This window comes from Rhodococcus sp. MT28 (genome assembly GCF_058792695.1).
The window spans coordinates 475,770-496,558 of record NZ_JBXAFD010000005.1 but is presented as its reverse complement, the minus strand read 5'-3'; the positions used below and the strand labels follow the sequence as shown (position 1 = coordinate 496,558).

The window sequence follows — 20,789 nt, the reverse complement described above, 5'->3', positions numbered from 1 at the left end:
GTTGCCGATACTGGACTGGTCGGTTGCGTCTCTACGGAACCGCGATGACTGTCATGGAGCCTGGTGCCACTTCCGTGAAACCAGCGTCACGAACCGCGACGGCCTCCGACTTCTTCAGCCGAACTACTGCTTCGGCCCACTGTTCCGGGCTCGCGTCGCGCACCGAGCAGCGAAAGTCGTTCTGCGCCCAGGCCCAGCACTGTTTCTCGGACATGGCCGCCGCCAACAACATCGAGGCATGCCCGACCTGTGCCGACGCCTTGCCTACCGTCATCTCGAGCGCCGAGTCGATCCACAGCACAGGAAGACCAGGCTCCGGCGGGCCAGGCTCGTCGTGCTCGAGATCGGTCCCACCGATCTGCAACTTCTTGATTCGCGGGTCCAGTTCTCCGACCGGCCCGGGAACCAGAGCCCGCGCCTGCGCGCCATCCACATCGACGGTGATTCCCGGTACCTCCTGCGCGGCGAGCCACTGCGCTCCTCGCGCTCGACGAGACACCTTCCGAATCCGGGCACCCACCCACGCCGAATAGTCCTCGTGCCAGGGGCCGGGTTCCCCGTCTTCGGTGAACCCGACGCGTTCGTCCAGACACAGCGCCACAGCCGCCGTTGCCGCAGCCTCGAGCAGTGCGGTGCGCTTGGGCGGGTCTGCCTTCGGAATGTGCAGAACGATCGGCATCGCCAACACCAGCGCCGGATCCGCGGGATCGTCTCGCCCTCCGTACCCAGCGGCCAGCACCGCGTGGCGCTCGCGCCAGCGCGAATCGGGGCCGGACATCACAGCTGGATCGGAACTGAATGCTGGATCGGAACTCATGGAATCGGTACGCGTCGCACGCCACCGTCGACGGCGTCCGCAGCCTCGACCTCGTCGCGGGTCACACCGAGAATGAACAGCACAGCGTCGAGGAAGGGATGCGACAACGCAGCATCTGCGACCTCCCGCAACGCAGGCTTGGCGTTGAACGCCACGCCCAGGCCCGCGGCGTTGAGCATGTCGATGTCGTTGGCACCGTCACCGACGGCGACGGTCTGTTCCATCGGCACACCGACCTGATCGGCGAACTTGCGCAGCGCAACGGCCTTCGCGGCGCGGTCGACGATTTCACCGATCACACGTCCGGTCAGCTTGCCGTCGACGATTTCGAGGGTGTTGGCGTGCACGAAGTCCAGTTCGAGTTCGTGTGCGAGGCCTTCGATGACCTGCCGGAAGCCACCCGACACCACGCCGCAGTGGAATCCGAGACGGCGCAGGGTGCGAATCGTGGTTCGCGCACCCGGCGTCAGTTCGATGCTCTCTGCCACCTCGTCGATGACGGAGGCGTCGAGACCGGCGAGTGTCGCCACACGCTGGTGCAGTGATTCGGTGAAGTCGATCTCGCCGCGCATCGCAGCTTCGGTGACGGCGCGGACCTCGTCCTCGACGCCGGCCTTCGCGGCGAGCATCTCGATGACCTCGCCCTGGACGAGCGTCGAGTCCACGTCGAACACGATCAGACGCTTGGCCCGGCGAGCCAGTCCTGCGCGCTCGACCGCGATGTCGACGTTTTCGAGAGCGGCGACCTCGGCGAGTCCGGTGCGCAGCTTCGCGTCGCCGTCCGCCGTATCGGCCGCGCTGACGCTGAGTTCGAGGCCGGTGACCGGATAGTCGGCGACACCACGGATGGAATCGATGTTTGCGCCCTGCTTCGCGAGTTCGCGTGCAACCGATCGCATTGCGCGAGCATTGACCGGGCTACCGAGAACAACGACCGCGTGGGTGGACACCGCGGGCCGTCCGGGATCGGCACCGATTTCGATGTCGACGTTCATTCCGACCGTCGCCATCGCCTGTTCGAGTTCTTCCTGAAGCGCTTCGGGATCGTTCGGGCAGGCAACCATGACACCGAGTGTCAGTCGACCTCGAATCACCACCTGCTCCACGTCGAGTAGACGCACATCGTGCCGCGACAGCGCCGCGAACAGTACCGAGGTGACGCCAGGGCGGTCCGGCCCGGTCACAGTCACCAGAACAGTGGTGTCAGAGGCACCCACCGAAAACTCCGATCGTTTCTTCGTTCGCGTCTTGATCGTCACTATTGTGCCAAGCGAAAGGCCCCACCCGTTACTCGGGCGGGGCCTTCGCTGATTACTTCAGTGTGTTACTTCGCTCAGGAGCGGCTGTCGGTTCCGGGGTCGCCTTCGTCCCCGACCGTGAGCGGCTCGTGACGAGCATCTTCGAGCACGGTGCTGGCGTTCTTCCCGCCGTGGCCGGGGCCGACGTGCGCTTCCGCGCGCATCCGCTCCACCATGTGCGGGTAGTGCAGCTCGAACGCCGGACGCTCGCTACGGATGCGCGGCAACTCGGTGAAGTTGTGACGCGGCGGCGGGCAGGTGGTTGCCCACTCCAGCGAGTTTCCGTAACCCCACGGATCGTCGACGGTGACAACCTCGCCGTAGCGGTAGCTCTTGAAGACGTTCCAGATGAACGGAAGCGTCGAGGCACCGAGTACGAAGGCAAAGATCGTGGACACCGAGTTCAGAACCGTGAACCCGTCCGAGGGCAGGTAGTCGGCGTAACGACGCGGCATACCTTCGGCACCGAGCCAGTGCTGAACGAGGAACGTGCCGTGGAAACCGACGAACGTGGTCCAGAAGTGCCACTTGCCGAGGCGCTCGTCCATCATGCGACCGGTCATCTTCGGGAACCAGAAGTAGATACCGGCGTACGTGGCGAACACGACCGTACCGAAGACCACGTAGTGGAAGTGGGCGACGACGAAGTAGCTGTCCGTGACGTGGAAGTCGAGCGGCGGGCTCGCGAGGATGACACCCGACAGACCACCGAAGAGGAAGGTGATCAGGAAGCCGATCGAGAACAGCATCGGCGATTCGAAGGTCAACTGCCCCTTCCACATCGTGCCGATCCAGTTGAAGATCTTCACACCTGTCGGCACGGCGATCAGGAACGTCATGAACGAGAAGTACGGCAGGAGAACAGCGCCGGTTGCGTACATGTGGTGGGCCCACACTGCGATCGACAGAGCGGCGATGGCCAATGTTGCGTACACCAGGCCGCTGTAGCCGAAGATCGGCTTACGGCTGAAGACCGGGAAGATCTCCGAGACGATGCCGAAGAACGGCAGCGCGATGATGTACACCTCGGGGTGACCGAAGAACCAGAACAGGTGCTGCCACAGGAGCACACCGCCCGTTGCCGGGTCGAAGATGTGCCCACCGAGATGGCGGTCGACGAACAGGCCCATGAATGCAGCGGTCAGCAGCGGGAACGCCAGCAGGATCAGGATGCTGGTGATGAAGATGTTCCAGGTGAAGATCGGCATGCGGAACATGGTCATACCGGGTGCGCGCAGGCAAATCACGGTGGTGACCATGTTGACGCCACCGAGGATGGTGCCGAGGCCGGCGACAGCCAGACCCAAGACCCACAGGTCGGCGCCGACGCCGGGGCTGTGCAGCGCGCTGGTCAGCGGCGTGTATGCCGTCCAACCGAAGTCTGCTGCGCCACCGGGCGTGACGAATCCGGCCGTCGTGATGATCGCGCCGAACAGGTACAGCCAGTAGCTGAACGCGTTCAGACGCGGGAACGCGACGTCAGGTGCACCGATCTGGAGCGGAAGAATGTAGTTCGCGAAGCCGAAGACGATCGGGGTCGCGTACAGCAGCAGCATGATCGTGCCGTGCATGGTGAACAGCTGGTTGAACTGTTCGTTGGAAAGGAACTGCATGCCGGGTACAGCAAGTTCGGCACGCATCATCAGTGCCATGAGGCCACCGATGAGGAAGAAGGCGATGGAAGTCGCCAAGTACATGATTCCGAGCACCTTGGGATCGGTGGTCGTGATCATCTTGAAAATGAATGAGCCCTTGGGTCCCTGCCGCGGCGGGTAAGGCCTGGCCGGCGCTATCGTGGGGACTGGCTGGGGCGCTACGGCAGTCACTGATCCTCCTGAATGTGCCTTTGGTCGCTCCGCAGACTCCGTCAAAGAGCCCTTGGTTGCGCCCGCAGGGTCCGTCGCCCGGGCTGCGGACAACGGCTTCTGGCTTGCGCTCATCGAATCGTAGACCGTGACTCCGAGGCACCGCGACCCGGTCCTACTCTGCGTCGTACTCGAGCATCCGTTTTTCACGGCACCGAACGAACGACCTGCGGTTTATGTTCCCCCGGGAGTCCGAACCCACTTCCGAATCGGCGTGTCGTGCGCGTCGAAGAATTCGGTCGGTGTCCGTTTTCGGCCAACCCCTCCACTGATAAGGTCACCCTCGCCTAACTCATCTCAGGAGCCAATCAGTGAAATTCTTTCCCCGCCGGGCCGCGCTGGTAGCGGTCGCAGCTTCGATCGCCTTGGTCGTTCCAGCGTGCTCGAGTAACGACGAGCCCGCTGCAAACACCAACTCGACCGAGTCGGGCGCATTTCCCCGTACCGTCGAGCACTTCCGCGGAAGCACCGAAATCCCGGCCGCACCCCAGCGGATCGTCGCGCTCGACAACAGCTTCACCGACGCCGTCCTTCTCCTCGAATCCCCGCTCGTCGGCTACGTCGACTACCGCGAGCCCGGTCTGCCCGACTACCTCGGATCCTCCCGAGAGGAATTCGCCCCGGACGCAGTCTCGGTCGGGACGGTCAGCAGTGCAAGCCTCGAGAAGATCGCCGCACTGCAGCCGGACCTCATCATCTCCGCCGAGGTCCGCGACGGGAAGAACTACGAGCAGCTCTCCGCAATCGCGCCCACCGTCTTCACCCAGACAACCGGTCCGACGTGGAAGGACAACATCCGTGTAGTCGGTCAAGCGCTGGGCAAGGAATCGCTGGCCGAGGCGAAAATCTCCGAATACGAAACTCGCGCGGCTGCCGTCGGCAAGGAAATCAACGAGAAGGCGAACAACCCGGTCATCTCGGTAGTCCGGTTCGCCGGTGAACCGACCGCACGCCTCTACCGCACTACCTCGTTCAGCGGCATCGTTCTTCAGGATGCCGGGCTGAAGCGCCCGGACAACCAGGGACCTGACCCCGCCGATGCCGGCAACATCATGATGAAGATCAGCCCCGAGCTGATCAACGAAGCCGACGCGGACGTCATCTTCATCAGCACCTGGCAGGACGCCGAGGGCAAGAGCGCCGAAGCTGCGAAGCCATTCCTCGAGAGCCCGCTGTGGCAGACCCTTAGGGGGCGCAAGGTGGACGTGGACGATTCACGGTGGATGTCGCCGGTCAGCATCCAGGGCGCGCACATGATCCTCGACGACCTCTCGGACACGTTCGAGGTGGACAAGCAGAACAGCTGAGTCGAACAGCTAACCTGAACGGCGCCCGCTCACACAGGAAGCCGTCGACTTGTCTGTTCTCTCACGCACGTCTGTTCTCTCACGCACGACCGCCCGCACGTCCGTTCGTCGTGTCTCGATCCTGGGGATCGCCGCCACGATGCTCGTCCTCGGTGGTTGCTCGTCCGACTCGTCGGACGATCCCGCGAGCACCATCGTCCGGACCACTACGTCGATCGCCGGTGCCGGCGTGATGGGCATCGAACGCGACACCGCCACCGCGTGCCCGACGCCGACGCAAGCCGACCCGGGAGCGGGCCCCGGGGTGAAGCGTCGAGTCGTACACACTGCGGGTGAAACCGAGGTTCCTTCCGATCCCCAACGGATCGTGGTCCTCGACAGCGTCTCGATGGACGCCGTGTGCGCCCTCGGCCTGTGGGAGCGGGTAGTGGGCGCCGCGACCGGTGTCGACTCACCTCAACCGTCGTACCTGGGTTTCGGCATCTCGGAGATTCCGAGTGTCGGCCCCGTGAGCGCACCTGACGTCAACGCCGTGAAGGCCGCCGCGCCGGACTTGATCCTCGGGTCCAGTCCGGCGTCCGACGGCTTGTACGGGCAACTCAACGCCATCGCCCCCACCGTGTTCGCGGGCTCGGATCCCGTGTACTGGAAAGCGCAGTTCGCCCTCGCCGGCCAGGCACTGGGCCGTTCGTCCGCGGCTGCGACGGAGCTCGACCGCTACCAGCAGGACGTCGTGCAGCTCGGCGACGCATTGAATGCATCGCAGACGCAGGCATCAGTGGTTCGGTTCGGTTCGAAGGACCTGCAGATCGAGGGCCCTGCATCCTTCGCCGGACAGATCCTCAGCGACGTCGGCGTCCGGCGCCCACCGGCGCAGCGATTGACCGATGCGACCACGGCACCGATTCCGGCCGACGATCTCAGCGCCGCCGAAGGGGACTTGATCTACGTCCTCTTCGACGGGCCGAACGGCCGTACCTACGGCACCGAGATCATGAAGAGCGACCAGTGGCAGGACCTCGCCGCTGCCACAGACCGACGTGTGTTCGTAGCGGAAGACGACATCTGGAACGGAAACGGGATGACTGCTGCCCGTGCCGTATTGGCGGACTTGAAGGGAACCTTGAACGGATATGCGAGCTGACCGGAACGAACCACAACTCCCACATTCGAGGCGGCTCGCCACAACTGTGACGGTCGGGTTCTGATCATGCCGATCCCGGAATTCATTGTCGCTTTGCGCGAGAAGGTCGGTCATGCGCCGCTCTGGCTGTCCGGAGTGAGCGTCGTGATCCGCGACGACGACGGTCGGGTCCTGCTCACCCGCCGCGCCGACAACGGTCAGTGGGCCGTCGTGTCCGGCGTTCTCGAGCCTGGGGAGGAACCGTCGGCGGCGGCGGTGCGCGAGGCGAAGGAAGAAACCGGCGTCGACGCCGAATTGGTTCGGATCACGAGTGTCGATGTCACAGAGCCCATTACGTACCCCAACGGCGACGTGACTCAGTACCTCGACGTGTGTTTCCTGGCCAGGTGGACCGGCGGAGATGCACACGTGGCGGACGACGAAAACCTCGAGGTCGCGTGGTTCGCGCCGAGCGCACTGCCTTCGGACATGACGGAAACCTCGCGTCTGCGCCTCGCAAAAGCGTTGCTGGACAAGCCGGAAGCGTGGTTTCAGCGCTAGTCCGCTCCCAATACACGGCCGAAGCCCGATTCCCGCGTGTGCAGGAGTCGGGCTTCGGTGTGTAGGTCGCTCTGGAAATCCCGAGCGGGTCGCTCTAGAAATCCCAGTCGTCGTCTTCGGTGTTGACGGCTTTGCCGATGACGTAGGAGCTACCCGAGCCGGAGAAGAAGTCGTGATTCTCGTCCGCATTCGGTGAAAGTGCCGACAGGATAGCCGGATTGACGTCCGTCTCGTCCTTCGGGAAGAGGCCTTCGTAGCCGAGATTGTTGAGCGCCTTGTTGGCGTTGTAGCGCAGGAACTTCTTGACATCCTCGGTCAGACCGACGCCGTCGTAGAGGTCCTGGGTGTAGTCGACCTCGTTCTCGTAGAGCTCGAAGAGCAACTCGAACGTGTAGTTCTTGAGCTCTTCACGCTCGGCCTCGGTGAGCTGTTCGAGGCCCTTCTGGTACTTGTAGCCGATGTAGTACCCGTGCACGGCCTCGTCGCGGATGATGAGGCGGATGAGGTCTGCGGTGTTGGTGAGCTTGGCTCGCGAGGACCAGTACATCGGCAGGTAGAAGCCGGAGTAGAAGAGGAAGCTCTCGAGGAGCGTCGATGCGACCTTGCGCTTGAGCGGCGACTCGCCGTTGTAGTAGTCGAGAACGATCTGCGCCTTGCGCTGCAGGTTGGGGTTCTCCTCCGACCAGCGGAACGCGTCGTCGATGTCGGGGGTGGAGCACAGCGTCGAGAAGATCGAGCTGTAACTCTTCGCGTGCACCGATTCCATGAAGGCGATGTTGGTGTACACCGCTTCTTCGTGGGGAGTGATCGCGTCCGGGATGAGGCTGACGGCGCCGACCGTTCCCTGGATGGTGTCGAGCAGCGTCAGGCCCGTGAAGACGCGCATGGTGAGCTGCTGCTCCTGCGCGGTCAGCGTTCCCCAGGACGGGATGTCGTTGGAGACCGGCACCTTTTCGGGCAGCCAGAAGTTGCTGACGAGGCGATCCCATACCTCGGCGTCCTTCTCGTCCTGGACGCGATTCCAGTTGATGGCGGAAACGCGACTGACCAGCTTGACCATAATTCCTACCTAGCGAGAGAGATACTGCCGAATGTTGGCTTGCCTGAACACTACCCGTTGTGTCGGGTTCGCGATGCCAACACAACAACATGTGTCGCACGCGCCCCTCCACGAGTACAAAAAATGTGATATCAATTAAATATCACTTACCGATGGAAAGCGAGTCTCGCATGACCAGCACACCCACCGTGGCCGAGAAACCGACCGGTGTCGCCACCACAACGATCGCCGAACGCCCAGGCTGGGACCTGTCCGGCAGCTGGATGCTCCTCGGCGGCGTCCTTCTCTTCCTGGCCGGAATCGCGCTGTCCGTCGTTGGCGGAGTTCTGGGACTCTTCGCCCTGATTCCGGTCGGAGTGGTGCTGTTCATCGCGTCACTCCCCCTCCTGATGGGCCTGACCTTGGTGCAACCTAATCAAGCCCGAGTTCTGCAACTTCTCGGAAGCTCGTACAGCGGCACCTTGCGCACGCCGGGACTGCGATGGACAAACCCGCTGACGGTCCGTCGATCGATCTCGACGCGCATCCGAAACCATGAGACCGGTCAGGCGAAAGTGAACGACGCCGACGGCAATCCCATCGAGATCTCGGCGGTGGTCGTCTGGCAGGTGGCCGACACAGCGCTCGCCTCGTTCCAGGTGGACGATTACGAGGAGTTCGTCTCCGTACAGACCGAGGCGGCCGTCCGCCATATCGCCGGTAGCTACCCGTACGACGCCGAAGGCCGAGTCTCGTTGCGCGAGAACGCCTATATCATCACCACCACCTTGTCGGAGGAGGTTCACGCCCGCGTACGTGCTGCGGGTGTCGAAGTTATCGAGACACGCATCAACCGGCTCTCGTATGCACCCGAAATCGCCAGCGCGATGCTTCGGCGCCAGCAAGCGGGTGCAGTGATCGCCGCCCGCAAGCAAATCGTCGAAGGTGCGGTGTCCATGGTCGACATGGCACTCAAGCAGCTCGAGGAAAAGCACGTCGTCGAACTCGACGAGGAACGGAAGGCGACGATGATCAGTAACCTTCTGGTCGTGCTGTGCGGCGACCGCGACGCACAACCGGTGCTCAACACCGGTTCGCTCTACCAGTAAAGGAAAGGCCACATGGCCACGGATCCAGCTCCGCGATCCGAGCGTAAGAAGGTCCTTCTTCGGTTGGACCCAGCGGTACACGACGCCCTCGCCCGCTGGGCCGCCGACGATCTCCGAAGTACCAACGCCCAGATCGAGTTTCTCCTTCGGCGCGCACTCACCGAGCACGGTCGAATGCCGAAGAACGCCGGCAAGATGCACGGTCCCGGCCGCCCGCCGGCCTGATACCCCTGTGCGCCTTTTTGGTAGTAACCACTACCGAAAAGGCGCACGGGGGCGGAGCCCTCTACAGCATGCAGGAAACGCAGCCCTCGACCTCGGTGCCTTCGAGTGCCATCTGACGCAGACGGATGTAGTACAGCGTCTTGATGCCCTTACGCCACGCGTAGATCTGCGCCTTGTTGATGTCGCGAGTGGTTGCGGTGTCCTTGAAGAACAGCGTCAGCGACAGGCCCTGGTCGACGTGTTGCGTTGCGGCAGCATAGGTGTCGACGATCTTCTCGTACCCGATTTCGTAGGCATCCTGGTAGTACTCCAGGTTGTCGTTGGTCAGGTAGGGCGCCGGGTAGTAGACGCGGCCGATCTTGCCTTCCTTGCGGATCTCGATCTTCGACGCCACCGGGTGGATGGAGCTGGTGGAGTAGTTGATGTACGAGATCGAGCCGGTCGGCGGGACGGCCTGAAGGTTCTGGTTGTAGATACCGTGCTTCTGAACCGAAGCCTTCAGCTCACGCCAGTCGTCCTGAGTGGGGATGTGCAGCTTCGCATCGGCGAAGAGTCCGCGAACCTTGTCGGTTGCCGGCTCCCAAGCCTGGTCGGTGTACTTGTCGAAGAATTCACCCGAGGCGTACTTCGACTCCGGGAAACCCTTGAAGTACGAGCCGCGCTCGATGGCGATCTTGTTCGACGCACGCAGTGCGTGGAACAGCACGGTGTAGAAGTAGATGTTCGTGAAGTCGATGCCTTCTTCGCTGCCGTAGAAGATCCGCTCACGAGCGAGGTATCCGTGCAGGTTCATCTGACCGAGGCCGATGGCGTGAGAGTCGTTGTTGCCCTGCTCGATCGACGGCACCGAGTAGATGTGCGTCTGGTCGGACACTGCCGTCAATCCGCGGATCGACACTTCGATGGTCTTGGCGAAGTCGGGCGAGTCCATGGTCTTCGCGATGTTCAGCGAACCCAGGTTGCAGGAGATGTCCTTGCCGACCTTCGAGTAGGACAGGTCGTCGTTGAACAGTGAAGGCGTCGAAACCTGCAGGATCTCCGAGCACAGGTTCGAGTGCGTGATCTTGCCTTCGATCGGGTTTGCCCGGTTCACCGTGTCCTCGAACATGATGTAGGGGTAGCCCGATTCGAACTGCAATTCGGCGACGGTCTGGAAGAACTCGCGAGCTTTGATCTTGGACTTGCGAATTCGCTTGTCGTCGACCATCTCGTAGTACTTCTCGGAGACGTTGATGTCGGAGAACGGAACTCCGTAGATGCGCTCGACGTCGTACGGCGAGAACAGGTACATGTCCTCGTTCTTCTTCGCCAGTTCGAACGTGATGTCCGGGATCACGACGCCGAGTGAGAGCGTCTTGATACGGATCTTCTCGTCGGCGTTCTCACGCTTGGTGTCGAGGAACCGGTAGATGTCGGGGTGGTGCGCATGCAGGTACACAGCACCGGCGCCCTGACGCGCACCCAACTGGTTGGCGTAGGAGAACGAGTCCTCGAGAAGCTTCATGATCGGGATGACACCCGAACTCTGGTTCTCGATCTTCTTGATCGGTGCGCCGTGCTCACGAACGTTGGTGAGCAGCAAGGCAACTCCGCCACCGCGCTTGGACAGCTGCAGTGCCGAGTTGATGGAGCGACCGATGGACTCCATGTTGTCTTCGATACGAAGCAGGAAGCAGGACACGGGCTCACCGCGCTGCTTCTTACCCGAGTTCAGGAACGTCGGGGTGGCGGGCTGGAAGCGTCCGGCGATGATCTCGTCGACGAGTTCGACGGCCAGGTCTTCGTTGCCTGCGGCCAGGGTGAGCGCAACCATGCAGACACGATCTTCGAAACGCTCGAGGTAGCGCTTACCGTCGAAGGTCTTGAGCGTGTAGGAGGTGTAGTACTTGAATGCACCCAGGAACGTCGGGAAGCGGAACTTCTTGGCGTACGCGTGATCGATCAGGAACTTCACGAAAGTACGTGAGTACTGATCGAGAACCTCGGGCTCGTAATAGTTTTCCTCGACGAGGTAGTCCAGCTTCTCGTCGAGGTTGTGGAAGAACACGGTGTTCTGGTTGACGTGCTGCAAGAAGTACTGACGGGCTGCAGCGACATCCATCTCGAACTGGATCTCACCGTTGGCGCCGTACAGGTTGAGCATGGCGTTGAGTGCGTGGTAGTCGAGACCGTTGGTGGAATCGCCGCCGCGCGCATCACGCTCTACGCTTCCTGCCGCGATCGTGTCAGTGATGGTTGGCGCCACTGCCCGTGCTCCTTCTCTGTTTCGAGATGATTCCAGAACTCCCCCAAGCCTTCTCGTACCCGGTCGACGTCCTCGGCAGTGCCCATGAGTTCGAACCGGTACAGAAAAGGAACGTGGCATTTCTGGGAAATGATGTTTCCTGCATAGCAAAAGGACTCACCGAAATTGGTGTTTCCCGCCGCGATCACTGCTCTGATCAACGACCTGTTGTGTGGATTGTTCAAAAAACGAATGACCGGCTTCGGTACATAACTGGTGTCGCGCCCTGTCACGGTGACCCCGCCACCATAGGTGGGCAGAATCAGCACATAGGGCTCGTCTACACGAAATGAGCCGTCACGGTCATGGATAGGTATACGTGTCGCAGGCAGGCCGAGACGTTGAACGAATCGGTGGGTGTTCTCCGACACGCTGGAAAAATAGACCAGCGAAGTCATCGGTTGTCACCATTTTCTTGTACGGTGCCCGGAACTACTCAGATGTGTCGGCAGAGGTGTCCACCGCCGACACTGCGGCGCTTCAAGCAGCGACGGTCAGGGTCTTGATGCGATCGGGACGGAAGCCCGACCAGTGATCTTCACCGGCAACCACGATGGGTGCCTGGAGGTACCCGAGAGCCATGACGTAGTCGCGGGCTTCGGCATCCTCGGTGATGTCGATGACGTTGTATTCGAGACCGGCCTTGTCCAGGGCGCGGTAGGTGGCATTGCACTGAACGCAAGCGGGCTTGGTGTAGACGGTGATGCTCATGAGAGTCCCTCTTTCGCTTAGCCAACAAAGGCCGATGTAGTGATGTTCAGCACCGATACGACCGATTGCCGGAGTCTCGCTCGAAGCGTTCCGCGTTGTGGTCTCTCAGTGCTCAAGACACTACACCTAGTGGCCGACAGAAACACATAACGCGAGATGTTGTGAGTCACATCGTTGGAATTCCCAGGTCGCCCCAGTTCAGCGCCTTCATTTCCCGGCGCGTCGGCGTGTCGCGCGTCACAGTTTCTTTTTGTGCTCGCCAGCCTCTGGGAGCCGCGCCACGGACCTACCATGAGCGTCGTGGAAACACCCCCGAAGGACGAGGCTCCACGCCACCAGGCAACCGTGACGAGAACACAGCAGGTGACACCGTTGATGCGCAGAATCACCTTCGGTGGGGAGGGCCTGAGCGACTTCGAGACGAGCGGGAGCCCCGACGAACGGGTGCTCGTCAGATTCCCCCTCGATCCCCCTCACGCCCGTAGTTACACGGTCCGGCGCTGGCAGCCGTCGAAGAACGAACTGGAGATCGACTTCGTTCTCCACGGCCACGGCGGCGCGGCACTCTGGGCCGCGACTGCGCAACCGGGCGAGACCGTTCACCTCTCGACGGCGAGCGGGTGGTTCACGCCGCCGGCAGGTTGCGACTGGCTGCTGATGGTCGCCGATCACGCCGCTCTGCCCGCGATCGGGCGAATTCTCGAAGAAGCACCCGACGGTCTACCGATCCACGTCATCGCGCAGGTACCCGCGCCGAGTGAACAGCAGACGTTCACGACGCGCGCCGACGCTCACTACCGATGGATCGAGGAATCGGACTCGCTGCTCGCCGAATTGGCCGGCGCTGCCCTGCCTCCCGGCGAGGGCTACATCTGGTGTGCAGTCGAGGCCGCGACCGCCAGACGCATCCGCGCCCATCTGCGTCGAACATGGGAAATCCCGGCAAACCGCATGCACGTGATGGGTTACTGGCGGGAGGACAAGGAGAACTGGGAGCGTCGGTACGCCGCCGTCGCCGACCGTATCGATGCTGCGATGGGCGAAGCGATGATGGCCGGCAAGGATTTCGAGTCGGTTCGCGACGCGGTCGACGACGCGATGGAACGCGAAGGGCTCTAGCGCGCATACGAGTGAGGACCACACCTTCCGGCATGGCCCTCATTCGTGAAACGGATTACGCGTTGACGAGCTGCTTGCCGGCGTCGACGAGGTCGGAGACGACCTTGGAGACCTGAGCGAGCACCTCTGCGTTCTCACGCGGGTGCAGCTCACCGAACAGTGCGCCGGTTCCACCGATGCTCAGTGCAGTGTCCTCGACGACCTTGCCGCCGGCGATACGGACTGCCTTGGTGGTGTCTTCGTGTGCCCACTTGGCGCCGTTGCCGCTGGGCGAAGCGCTGATGACTGCGACAGCCTTGTCCTTGACTGCACCGACACCGTACGGACGCGAGATCCAGTCGATGGCGTTCTTCAGAACTGCGGGAATGGTGCCGTTGTACTCGGGGGTGACGAGCAGGAACGCGTCCGCGTCGCTCGCAGCAGAGCGCAGTGCGTCGACAGCGGGGATGGAAGCACCCTCGACGTCGATGTCTTCGTTGTAGAAGGGGACGTCGGCGAGGCCTTCGAAGACCGTCAGCGTGGCGCCCTCGGGTGCGGCGGACACAGCCGTCTCGGCAAGCTGGCGGTTGACGGATCCGGCGCGCAGGCTGCCGACGAGAACGAGAACATTGGTCTGTGACATAGCGAGTTTCCTTCGAGAGTGGTGCGGTTGGTGGCTCCGGTTGAAAGTTATATCAACTAAACGGACCGCGGTCCACTTACATTCCCCGGCCCTGTAACCTGATTCCGTGAGCGCAATCCCCCTCCCCCAGATCGGCGCCGCGCCGGTCGAGCGCGGTGACGCAGCACGTAACCGCGTACTTCTGCTCGACGCCGCAGCCCTCCTCGTTGCCGAGCGAGGTGTCGACGCGGTGACGATGGATGCTGTCGCGTGCCGGGCCGGTGTGGGCAAGGGCACAGTTTTTCGGCGCTTCGGCAATCGATCGGGACTGATGCAGGCACTGCTCGATCACACCGAGCGAGAACTGCAGCAGGCATTCATGTTCGGCCCCCCACCGTTGGGTCCGGGCGCGCCGCCGATCGAGCGCCTCATCGCGTTCGGACGAGCCCGGATTGCCATGGTGGAAGTACAGGGCGAAGTCCTCCGAGCGGCGGAAAACGCTCCTGAATACCGCTTCGGCGGTCCGGCCCGGGCTCTCGGCATCGCTCACGTCATCGGGCTTCTTCGAGGAGCCGGCGTCGAGGGCGACCTCGATCTGCTCGCTTCAGCACTGTTGGCACCGCTCGAAGCGTCGCTCGTCCTTCATCAGGTGCGCGATCTCGGGATGACCACCGAGCGCCTGGCGGCCGGCTGGGAAGACCTTGCCCGGCGCGTTACTCGATGTTGACTCCCCAGATCCGTCCCACCACTTAATGTGAGCCCATGCGCATCGCTGCAGCCGTCATCGGCCTCCTGACCATCGCCGCGGTAAGTGGTTGCTCCGCTTCGTCCGACTCCCCCGAAGACAAGACGGATCCCTCCGGTCGTGTGTTCATCTCGACCTCCGTGGATGGAACACAAATTCCCGGCGGCGGCCCGCTGACTCTCGACTTCAGCCAGGCTGGTCGAGTGTCCGCGAGCGCCGGATGCAACACGGCAAACGGTTCGGTCGAGTTCAACGACGGCACGCTGACCACCGGCACCATGGCGTCGACCATGATGGGCTGCCCTCCCGGCATCGCCGAGTCCGACTCCTGGACAACAACATTGCTGACCGCTGCGCCGGCGTGGAGCCTCGACGGCGACACCCTCGTCCTGACATCGAAGGACGCCACAGTCACCCTGCAGGACAAGAAAATCGTCACGCCGGATCGACCGCTGCAGGGCACGACGTGGACTGTCACGTCCCTCATCAGTCCCGATGCGATCAGTACGAGCCTGGCTCTGGAGACGTCAGCTCCCGAACTGACGATTGCCGCAGACGGTTCGGTCAGCGGGAGCACCGGATGCAATCGCATGACCGGAAGCGCCCAGACGTCCGACACCACAGTCACGTTCACGCCGATGGCAACCACGCGTATGGCTTGCCCCGAGGAGAACATGGACATCGAGCGCCAGATCCTGGCGGTGCTCGACGGCGAAGTGAGCTACACCGTCGACGCCGACACGCTGACCCTGCGCAAGCCCGACGACACCGGATTGATACTGACTGCGCAGGCTTGACCAGACGCTGCAGGCTCGATCAGACGTTGTCGAGCAGCCAGCGCCCCAACTCGCGGGCGCTGGCATCGATCATCGCGGGCCAGTCCAAGGCCGAGTCGTCCGCGTGATCGCTGACGTGTTTGACGAGTCGGCAGGTAGCACCCGCAGCCTGCGCGGCGAATGCGATGGCAAATCCCTCCATGTCGACCAGATCGGCTCGCTGCGCAAGGGCGTCCCGGGTTGCAGCGTCGGCGATGAATGCGTCGCCGGTCGCCAACACCGAGTCGTCACCGCCGGCGAGCACCAAACGGTCCGCGACGTCGTGCCCCAGCGCTCGGATCGCGGTGCTGCTGATGTCGTGATTGATGACGACGCCGGGAACATAGAGGCCGCCGTGGTGCGCGTGCAGCGCACCGGCTGTCCCGATGTTGACGACCAGCGGCAGATCATCCCGCTCGCACCGCGCGAGAGCAGAGGCGACTGCTGTTGCAGCACTGACCTTTCCAATCCCCGTGATCAGCAGTTCGTATCCTTGCGGCACGTATGCCGCTTCCGACTTCGTCGCACTGACCACCAGAACGTTGTTCGCACTCATGTGCGCGACCGTACCGCCCCGGATACGGTGGCACTGCACGCGCCTGCTCACATCGCTAGAGTCCATTCATGGCCACACTGCGTGAAAGCATCATCGAAGAACTCGGCACAAAGCCGACAATCGACGCCGCAGCGGAGGTTCGCGCGCGAGTCCAGTTCCTGAAGGACTACGTGCGCTCGACCCCCGCCAAAGGGTTCGTTCTGGGAATCAGCGGCGGTCAGGACAGCACGCTCGCCGGAGCCCTCGCCCAACGCGCGGTCACGGAACTTCGTGAAGAAGGCCACGAGGCCGAGTTCGTCGCCGTTCGACTCCCCTATGGCGCTCAGGCTGACGAATCCGACGCTCAGATCGCGCTCGGCTTCATCAAGCCGGACCGCTCTCTCACGGTCAACGTCAAGCCTGGCGCCGACGCGACGGCCCGTGAGGCCTCCGAGGCGTTGGGGAACGGCGAACTACGCGACTTCGTCCGCGGCAACATCAAGGCGCGCGAACGAATGGTCATCCAGTATGCGATTGCCGGTCAGCTCGGCTACCTCGTGATCGGTACCGACCACGCCGCAGAAGCGATTACCGGCTTCTTCACGAAATTCGGTGACGGCGGTGTCGACATCACGCCGCTCACCGGCTTGAGCAAACGCCAGGGCGCTGCATTGCTGCAGGAATTGGGCGCACCCGAGAGCACGTGGCGCAAGGTGCCGACCGCCGACCTCGAGGACGACCGACCCGCGCTACCCGACGAAGTTGCCCTCGGCGTCACGTACTCACAGATAGACGACTACCTCGAAGGAAAGGACGTTTCCTCCGAGGTAGCCGAGAAGCTCGAGAAGATGTTCACCAACACTCGTCACAAGCGCACGGTGCCGGTCACACCCCTCGATGACTGGTGGAAGTAACTCCTACCAGAGCTCTTACCAGCGACTAGCTACCGAACAGGCTGCCGAAGACGTCGCCCAGCGAACCCGTTCCCGAAGCCGGATCCTTCTTCGCGAAGTTGGTGGTGCATCCGTTGAACTGCACTGCATCGACCAGCGTCGACGTGGCGGCGGAACCGGTGCCCACACTGACGCCGTAGTGGTCGACTACCGCGTTCGGGTTCGCGGCGACGATGTCAGCCAAAGGCACTGACACGCGGTCCTTGGCGCCGTCGATGTTCTGAGTGCTCCACCACACGCCCTTCTGGATATCCGCGTGAACGCCGCCGTCAGCCGTCGGCGTCGCGTCGGGTCCCGGGACCCACACCAGGGTGGTGAATCCGTTCTCGAACTTTCCGCCGGTCGTTCCGGTGAGGCGGAGCTGGAATGCCGCAGTCGGCGTGGCGGCGCGCTCGGCAAAGCCGATCGCCTTGTCGACTGCGTCGGACAACTTGATACCGCCGGCCGAATGGTAGGAAACCGAACGATCGCCGGTACCGTCGACGGCCAGCTTCAGTGAACCGTCCTTGTCGAGAACGTTGTCGGCCGAGTACGACGCGGTCTGATCCTTCTCGTCGGTGAACGGGATGCCCCACCCGTTCGGCGTCGCTTCGGTGGACAGGGTCGAGCACGAGGCTTCCGGCGCAGACGAGCCGAGAGAACCGGTGGACGGAAGCGCAGTAGCAATTGCCGGAGCGGTGAGTGCAGCTGCCCCGAGGAGCGCTACGACGACTCCGACACGGCGCGTGGAATTAATCGACATTGAAATACCTTTCACATATCCCGAGTGGAATTGCGCCAAAATTAACACATGTCGACAATTACCAACAGCGAAGGTATTTCTTTTGTCATCCAAACAGATGACAATTCACCTTGGCAATTCGAAGTGCATTCGCTCCCCCAAAAGTAGGAGAAACTAAACAAAACGACCAATGCTGGACAATTGACCAACAATGGAAAAAACGGAGATAGATGCCACTTGAGCTGGAGTGATCAAGATATAAATATTTGGACCGGAAAACCGAAAAAGGACAATACGTCGGCAGCCCACAAATAGCTACGCCGGCAATTCTCGGACTAGCCTCCAGCGAAAGGCGGAAGAATATCGACAGCGCTACCGGAGGCTCGAGAGACGTCGCGGGTCAACTCGTCACCGACGAGGAAAGCCGAGACCGACAGCACTCGCTCCATCTCCGGTCCGTATCGCCCGACCAGCACCGCCACCAACTCGGCAAGTGTGTTGTCAGGCGAGATGGCGACTACCTCGCTACGGCAACCGGATACATCCGCTGCAGCAGCAAAGTAACGAACCGAGATCGAATGCGGATCAGCCACCGATCGCTCCCATACTTTTTTCCGGCGGAACGAAGTCCGCGGCGTCGATGCCGTGCCCAGCCCACTTGTTCCACATCGCACCGCGCCACAAATCCGCTAGTTCGTCGTCACTTGCTCCGGCCCTGAGCGCGGCACGCAGATCAACTTCACGGTCACTGAACAGACATGACCGAATTGTTCCCTCTGCGGTCATTCGCGTCCGATCGCATTCACTGCAGAACGAGCGGGTCACGGAAGCGATGATCCCTACCGTCATCGTGGTCCCGTCGACACGCCATTCTTCGGCAGGAGCCGACGGATCTTCACGGCCGATTGCTTCCAATTCGAAACGGCTTCCCAAAACGGACAACAATTCAGCCGCGGTCACCATGTTCTCGCGTGCCCATGCATGGTCTGCGTCCAGAGGCATTTGCTCGATAAAGCGCAATTCGACGCCGGCTTCGAGGCACCACTGCAAAAGATCCGCCGCGCCGTGGAGCGTTTCACGCATCAGCACCGCATTGATCTTCAGTGGCGCGAGCCCGGCCGCAGCTGCCGCTCGAATTCCCGCGAGAACGGACGGCAACCTGTCTCGACGCGTCAATTCAGCGAAATGGGCGCGATCAACCGAATCCAGGGAAACATTGATGCGAGTCAAACCAGCTGCAGCCAACTTCGCCGCACGATGTTCGAGCCCAACGGCGTTGGTAGTCATGGAAAGTGGAATTCCTGGCACGCGCGCGGCGCACCCCCCGATGATCTTTTCGAGGTCACTACGCATCAGCGGTTCGCCGCCGGTGAATCTCACCTCGCGAATACCGACTCGTTCGACGCCGATTCCGACTACTCGAATGATCTCGTCGGCACTCAGAAGATCTTCCGCAGCGATGGCCGGCAAGCCTTCCTCCGGCATGCAATACGTGCAACGAAGTGAACACTTCTCGGTGATCGAGACTCGCAGATCTCTGGCAACACGCCCGAACCTGTCGACCAGGAGATCCGTCTCGGGACGACCGGCGAGGGAGGCAGCGTCGAACCGCACGGTGGGAATTCCCATCGAGACCACTGTCATCACTTCACCAACTTCCGTATTGCTCCAGTATGACCGAAAGCCGTACTCCGTGTGTCGGACGGACCACACCGCCTAGGATCAAAACATGTCGAGGTTGTCGAGGTTACTGTCATGAGCGCGCGTTCGGTCGAGGAACACGCGTCGCACATCTCCGGATTGCTCACCGGCCTGCACACCCTCTCTCCGACGGCAGTTCCGACGGCAGAAGCGTTGGGGCGCATAACTTGCTCGGATATCGCATCGCCGGTAGACCTGCCACTCTTCCGCAACTCGCAGATGGACGGGTATGCCGTCGATGCTGCTTCTGTGGCCTCGGTTCCGACCACACTGACGGTTCGAGGCGTGATCGCCGCTGGAAGCGGAAAACCACCGAAACACCTTCCAGGATCGGCATTTCGCATCATGACCGGTGCTCCGCTCCCCGAGGGTGCCGACGCCGTTGTTCCGGTCGAGGACACAACGGGTGTCACCGAGCACGTCGTCACGATCGAACGGGGCAGGTCGGTAGGCGAATTCGTACGCGAACGTGGCAGCGACATCACCGCCGGAATGCTACTGGTCACGGCCGGAACGCACTTGGAACCTCGCCATATCGCCGCGCTGAGTGCTGTGGGCTTGGCCTCGCTCGACACCTACACGAAGCCACGGGTCGCGATAATTACGACGGGCGCCGAACTGAAAAGTGCCGGAACAACTCTCGAACCCGGTGAGATCTACGATTCCAACGGTCCAGCTTTGGCAACATTGGCCGAAGCCAACGGCGCCGATGTCGTATCCGTCGCCCGAAGCAGCGACGACCCCGCCGAGTTCCGCGAATTGCTCTCGTACGCAACCTCGGTCGCTGATCTGGTGTTCACCTCCGGCGGAGTGTCCATGGGCGACTTCGAGGTGGTGAAGGAAACTCTCACGCCTCTGGGAGCACACTTCGGCCACGTCGCAATGCAGCCGGGCGGTCCGCAAGGCACTGCAGTGGTGAACGAAGTGCCGGTACTGAGCTTCCCGGGCAACCCGGTGAGCACGATGGTCTCCTTCGAGGTCTTCGCACGGGGCGAACTGCGCCGGGCCGCGGGCCTGCCCGAGATCCCGCGCGAGCGACTCCCGTTGACTGCACCGCTGCGTTCGGTGGACGGCAAGCGGCAGTTCCTGCGGGCACGCAGAACTGCGGACGGAATCGAACTCGTTGCCGGACCCGGATCGCACCTTGTTGCAGCCATGGCGTGGGCCGACGTCCTGATCGACATCCCCGCCGCCGTGACCGAGCTCGGCGCGGGCGATCTCGTCGACGTCGTCCCGCTCTCGACTTCCTCAATTTGATTC

The 20,789-nt window shown here is 62.2% G+C and carries 22 protein-coding genes; 10 read left to right on the top strand and 12 right to left on the bottom strand.

Translation table 11 applies throughout. The annotated features are described in order from the left end of the window. Positions 1-31: 31 nt before the first annotated feature. The 3 genes from AC1Q6C_RS22245 to ctaD all read right to left on the bottom strand — a co-directional run bounded on the left by AC1Q6C_RS22245 (position 32) and on the right by ctaD (position 3,941). On the bottom strand, positions 32-817 hold the full coding sequence (locus tag AC1Q6C_RS22245) for a peptidyl-tRNA hydrolase (protein ID WP_063836273.1): 786 nt from the start codon (positions 815-817) through the stop codon (positions 32-34). Beyond that, a complete protein-coding gene (gene serB, locus AC1Q6C_RS22240) occupies positions 814-2,034 on the bottom strand; it encodes a phosphoserine phosphatase SerB (protein ID WP_003944761.1) in 1,221 nt (406 codons plus the stop codon). Before serB ends, AC1Q6C_RS22245 begins: the two co-directional genes overlap by 4 nt. Positions 2,035-2,150: 116 nt before the next feature. Continuing rightward, on the bottom strand, positions 2,151-3,941 hold the full coding sequence (ctaD, locus tag AC1Q6C_RS22235; protein ID WP_020907234.1) for an aa3-type cytochrome oxidase subunit I: 1,791 nt from the start codon (positions 3,939-3,941) through the stop codon (positions 2,151-2,153). A gap of 350 nt (positions 3,942-4,291) precedes the next feature. On the opposite strand from ctaD, the gene AC1Q6C_RS22230 reads away from it, so the two are divergent. The 3 genes from AC1Q6C_RS22230 to AC1Q6C_RS22220 all read left to right on the top strand — a co-directional run bounded on the left by AC1Q6C_RS22230 (position 4,292) and on the right by AC1Q6C_RS22220 (position 6,971). Next, positions 4,292-5,287 carry an ABC transporter substrate-binding protein gene (locus AC1Q6C_RS22230; protein WP_054187778.1) on the top strand — a complete coding sequence of 332 codons (996 nt, stop codon included), beginning with the start codon at positions 4,292-4,294 and terminating at the stop codon, positions 5,285-5,287. 49 nt (positions 5,288-5,336) lie between these two features. Beyond that, the gene (locus AC1Q6C_RS22225; RefSeq protein WP_228402160.1) at positions 5,337-6,431 is read left to right on the top strand and encodes an iron-siderophore ABC transporter substrate-binding protein; all 1,095 of its coding nucleotides are present in this window, start codon (positions 5,337-5,339) and stop codon (positions 6,429-6,431) included. 66 nt (positions 6,432-6,497) lie between these two features. Next, the gene (locus tag AC1Q6C_RS22220; RefSeq protein ID WP_007736052.1) at positions 6,498-6,971 is read left to right on the top strand and encodes an NUDIX hydrolase; all 474 of its coding nucleotides are present in this window, start codon (positions 6,498-6,500) and stop codon (positions 6,969-6,971) included. A 94-nt stretch (positions 6,972-7,065) separates the two neighbouring features. Here the strand turns inward: AC1Q6C_RS22220 and nrdF are convergent, their stop codons facing one another. Beyond that, the gene (nrdF, locus tag AC1Q6C_RS22215) at positions 7,066-8,031 is read right to left on the bottom strand and encodes a class 1b ribonucleoside-diphosphate reductase subunit beta (protein ID WP_003944744.1); all 966 of its coding nucleotides are present in this window, start codon (positions 8,029-8,031) and stop codon (positions 7,066-7,068) included. A 170-nt stretch (positions 8,032-8,201) separates the two neighbouring features. On the opposite strand from nrdF, the gene AC1Q6C_RS22210 reads away from it, so the two are divergent. Together AC1Q6C_RS22210 and AC1Q6C_RS22205 are read left to right on the top strand one after the other, a co-directional pair. After that, entirely contained in the window at positions 8,202-9,119 is a 918-nt protein-coding gene (locus tag AC1Q6C_RS22210) for an SPFH domain-containing protein (protein ID WP_202427213.1), read from the top strand. Between the two features lie 12 nt (positions 9,120-9,131). Beyond that, a complete protein-coding gene (locus tag AC1Q6C_RS22205; RefSeq protein WP_161121278.1) occupies positions 9,132-9,344 on the top strand; it encodes a type II toxin-antitoxin system antitoxin in 213 nt (70 codons plus the stop codon). 61 nt (positions 9,345-9,405) lie between these two features. On the opposite strand, the gene nrdE is transcribed toward AC1Q6C_RS22205, so the two are convergent. The 3 genes from nrdE to nrdH form a co-directional block, all read right to left on the bottom strand. Then, positions 9,406-11,589, bottom strand: a complete 2,184-nt coding sequence (gene nrdE / locus AC1Q6C_RS22200) for a class 1b ribonucleoside-diphosphate reductase subunit alpha (RefSeq protein WP_003944756.1) — start codon at positions 11,587-11,589, stop codon at positions 9,406-9,408. Then, the gene (nrdI, locus tag AC1Q6C_RS22195; RefSeq protein WP_003944767.1) at positions 11,547-12,026 is read right to left on the bottom strand and encodes a class Ib ribonucleoside-diphosphate reductase assembly flavoprotein NrdI; all 480 of its coding nucleotides are present in this window, start codon (positions 12,024-12,026) and stop codon (positions 11,547-11,549) included. The genes nrdE and nrdI overlap by 43 nt, the downstream gene beginning before the upstream one ends. Positions 12,027-12,108: 82 nt before the next feature. Then, complete coding sequence (gene nrdH, locus AC1Q6C_RS22190) at positions 12,109-12,339, bottom strand: glutaredoxin-like protein NrdH (protein ID WP_003944717.1); 231 nt, start codon at positions 12,337-12,339, stop codon at positions 12,109-12,111. A gap of 291 nt (positions 12,340-12,630) precedes the next feature. Here nrdH and AC1Q6C_RS22185 point away from each other — a divergent pair, with 291 nt between their 5' ends. Then, complete coding sequence (locus AC1Q6C_RS22185) at positions 12,631-13,458, top strand: siderophore-interacting protein (protein WP_230359743.1); 828 nt, start codon at positions 12,631-12,633, stop codon at positions 13,456-13,458. Between the two features lie 55 nt (positions 13,459-13,513). Here the strand turns inward: AC1Q6C_RS22185 and AC1Q6C_RS22180 are convergent, their stop codons facing one another. Then, a complete protein-coding gene (locus AC1Q6C_RS22180) occupies positions 13,514-14,080 on the bottom strand; it encodes an NAD(P)H-dependent oxidoreductase (protein WP_030534957.1) in 567 nt (188 codons plus the stop codon). A 106-nt stretch (positions 14,081-14,186) separates the two neighbouring features. On the opposite strand from AC1Q6C_RS22180, the gene AC1Q6C_RS22175 reads away from it, so the two are divergent. Together AC1Q6C_RS22175 and AC1Q6C_RS22170 are read left to right on the top strand one after the other, a co-directional pair. Then, positions 14,187-14,786 (top strand): TetR/AcrR family transcriptional regulator, encoded by a 600-nt coding sequence (locus AC1Q6C_RS22175; protein WP_003944690.1) that lies wholly within the window; start codon positions 14,187-14,189, stop codon positions 14,784-14,786. A gap of 35 nt (positions 14,787-14,821) precedes the next feature. Next, on the top strand, positions 14,822-15,601 hold the full coding sequence (locus tag AC1Q6C_RS22170; protein ID WP_007736061.1) for an META domain-containing protein: 780 nt from the start codon (positions 14,822-14,824) through the stop codon (positions 15,599-15,601). Positions 15,602-15,620: 19 nt separating this feature from the next. Here AC1Q6C_RS22170 and AC1Q6C_RS22165 read toward each other — a convergent pair whose 3' ends face one another. Further along, positions 15,621-16,175 carry a nucleosidase gene (locus AC1Q6C_RS22165; protein WP_210378320.1) on the bottom strand — a complete coding sequence of 185 codons (555 nt, stop codon included), beginning with the start codon at positions 16,173-16,175 and terminating at the stop codon, positions 15,621-15,623. A gap of 68 nt (positions 16,176-16,243) precedes the next feature. Between AC1Q6C_RS22165 and nadE the strand changes: the two genes are divergently transcribed. Then, a complete protein-coding gene (gene nadE, locus AC1Q6C_RS22160; RefSeq protein WP_003944695.1) occupies positions 16,244-17,068 on the top strand; it encodes an NAD(+) synthase in 825 nt (274 codons plus the stop codon). Between the two features lie 25 nt (positions 17,069-17,093). Here the strand turns inward: nadE and AC1Q6C_RS22155 are convergent, their stop codons facing one another. The 3 genes from AC1Q6C_RS22155 to moaA all read right to left on the bottom strand — a co-directional run bounded on the left by AC1Q6C_RS22155 (position 17,094) and on the right by moaA (position 19,472). Further along, complete coding sequence (locus AC1Q6C_RS22155) at positions 17,094-17,849, bottom strand: hypothetical protein (RefSeq protein WP_063316602.1); 756 nt, start codon at positions 17,847-17,849, stop codon at positions 17,094-17,096. Between the two features lie 314 nt (positions 17,850-18,163). Continuing rightward, the gene (locus tag AC1Q6C_RS22150; RefSeq protein ID WP_003944706.1) at positions 18,164-18,421 is read right to left on the bottom strand and encodes a MoaD/ThiS family protein; all 258 of its coding nucleotides are present in this window, start codon (positions 18,419-18,421) and stop codon (positions 18,164-18,166) included. Continuing rightward, positions 18,414-19,472 carry a GTP 3',8-cyclase MoaA gene (moaA, locus tag AC1Q6C_RS22145; protein WP_230359742.1) on the bottom strand — a complete coding sequence of 353 codons (1,059 nt, stop codon included), beginning with the start codon at positions 19,470-19,472 and terminating at the stop codon, positions 18,414-18,416. Before moaA ends, AC1Q6C_RS22150 begins: the two co-directional genes overlap by 8 nt. Before the next feature lie 111 nt (positions 19,473-19,583). Here moaA and AC1Q6C_RS22140 point away from each other — a divergent pair, with 111 nt between their 5' ends. Next, on the top strand, positions 19,584-20,786 hold the full coding sequence (locus AC1Q6C_RS22140) for a molybdopterin molybdotransferase MoeA (protein ID WP_003944714.1): 1,203 nt from the start codon (positions 19,584-19,586) through the stop codon (positions 20,784-20,786). Positions 20,787-20,789: the final 3 nt, after the last annotated feature.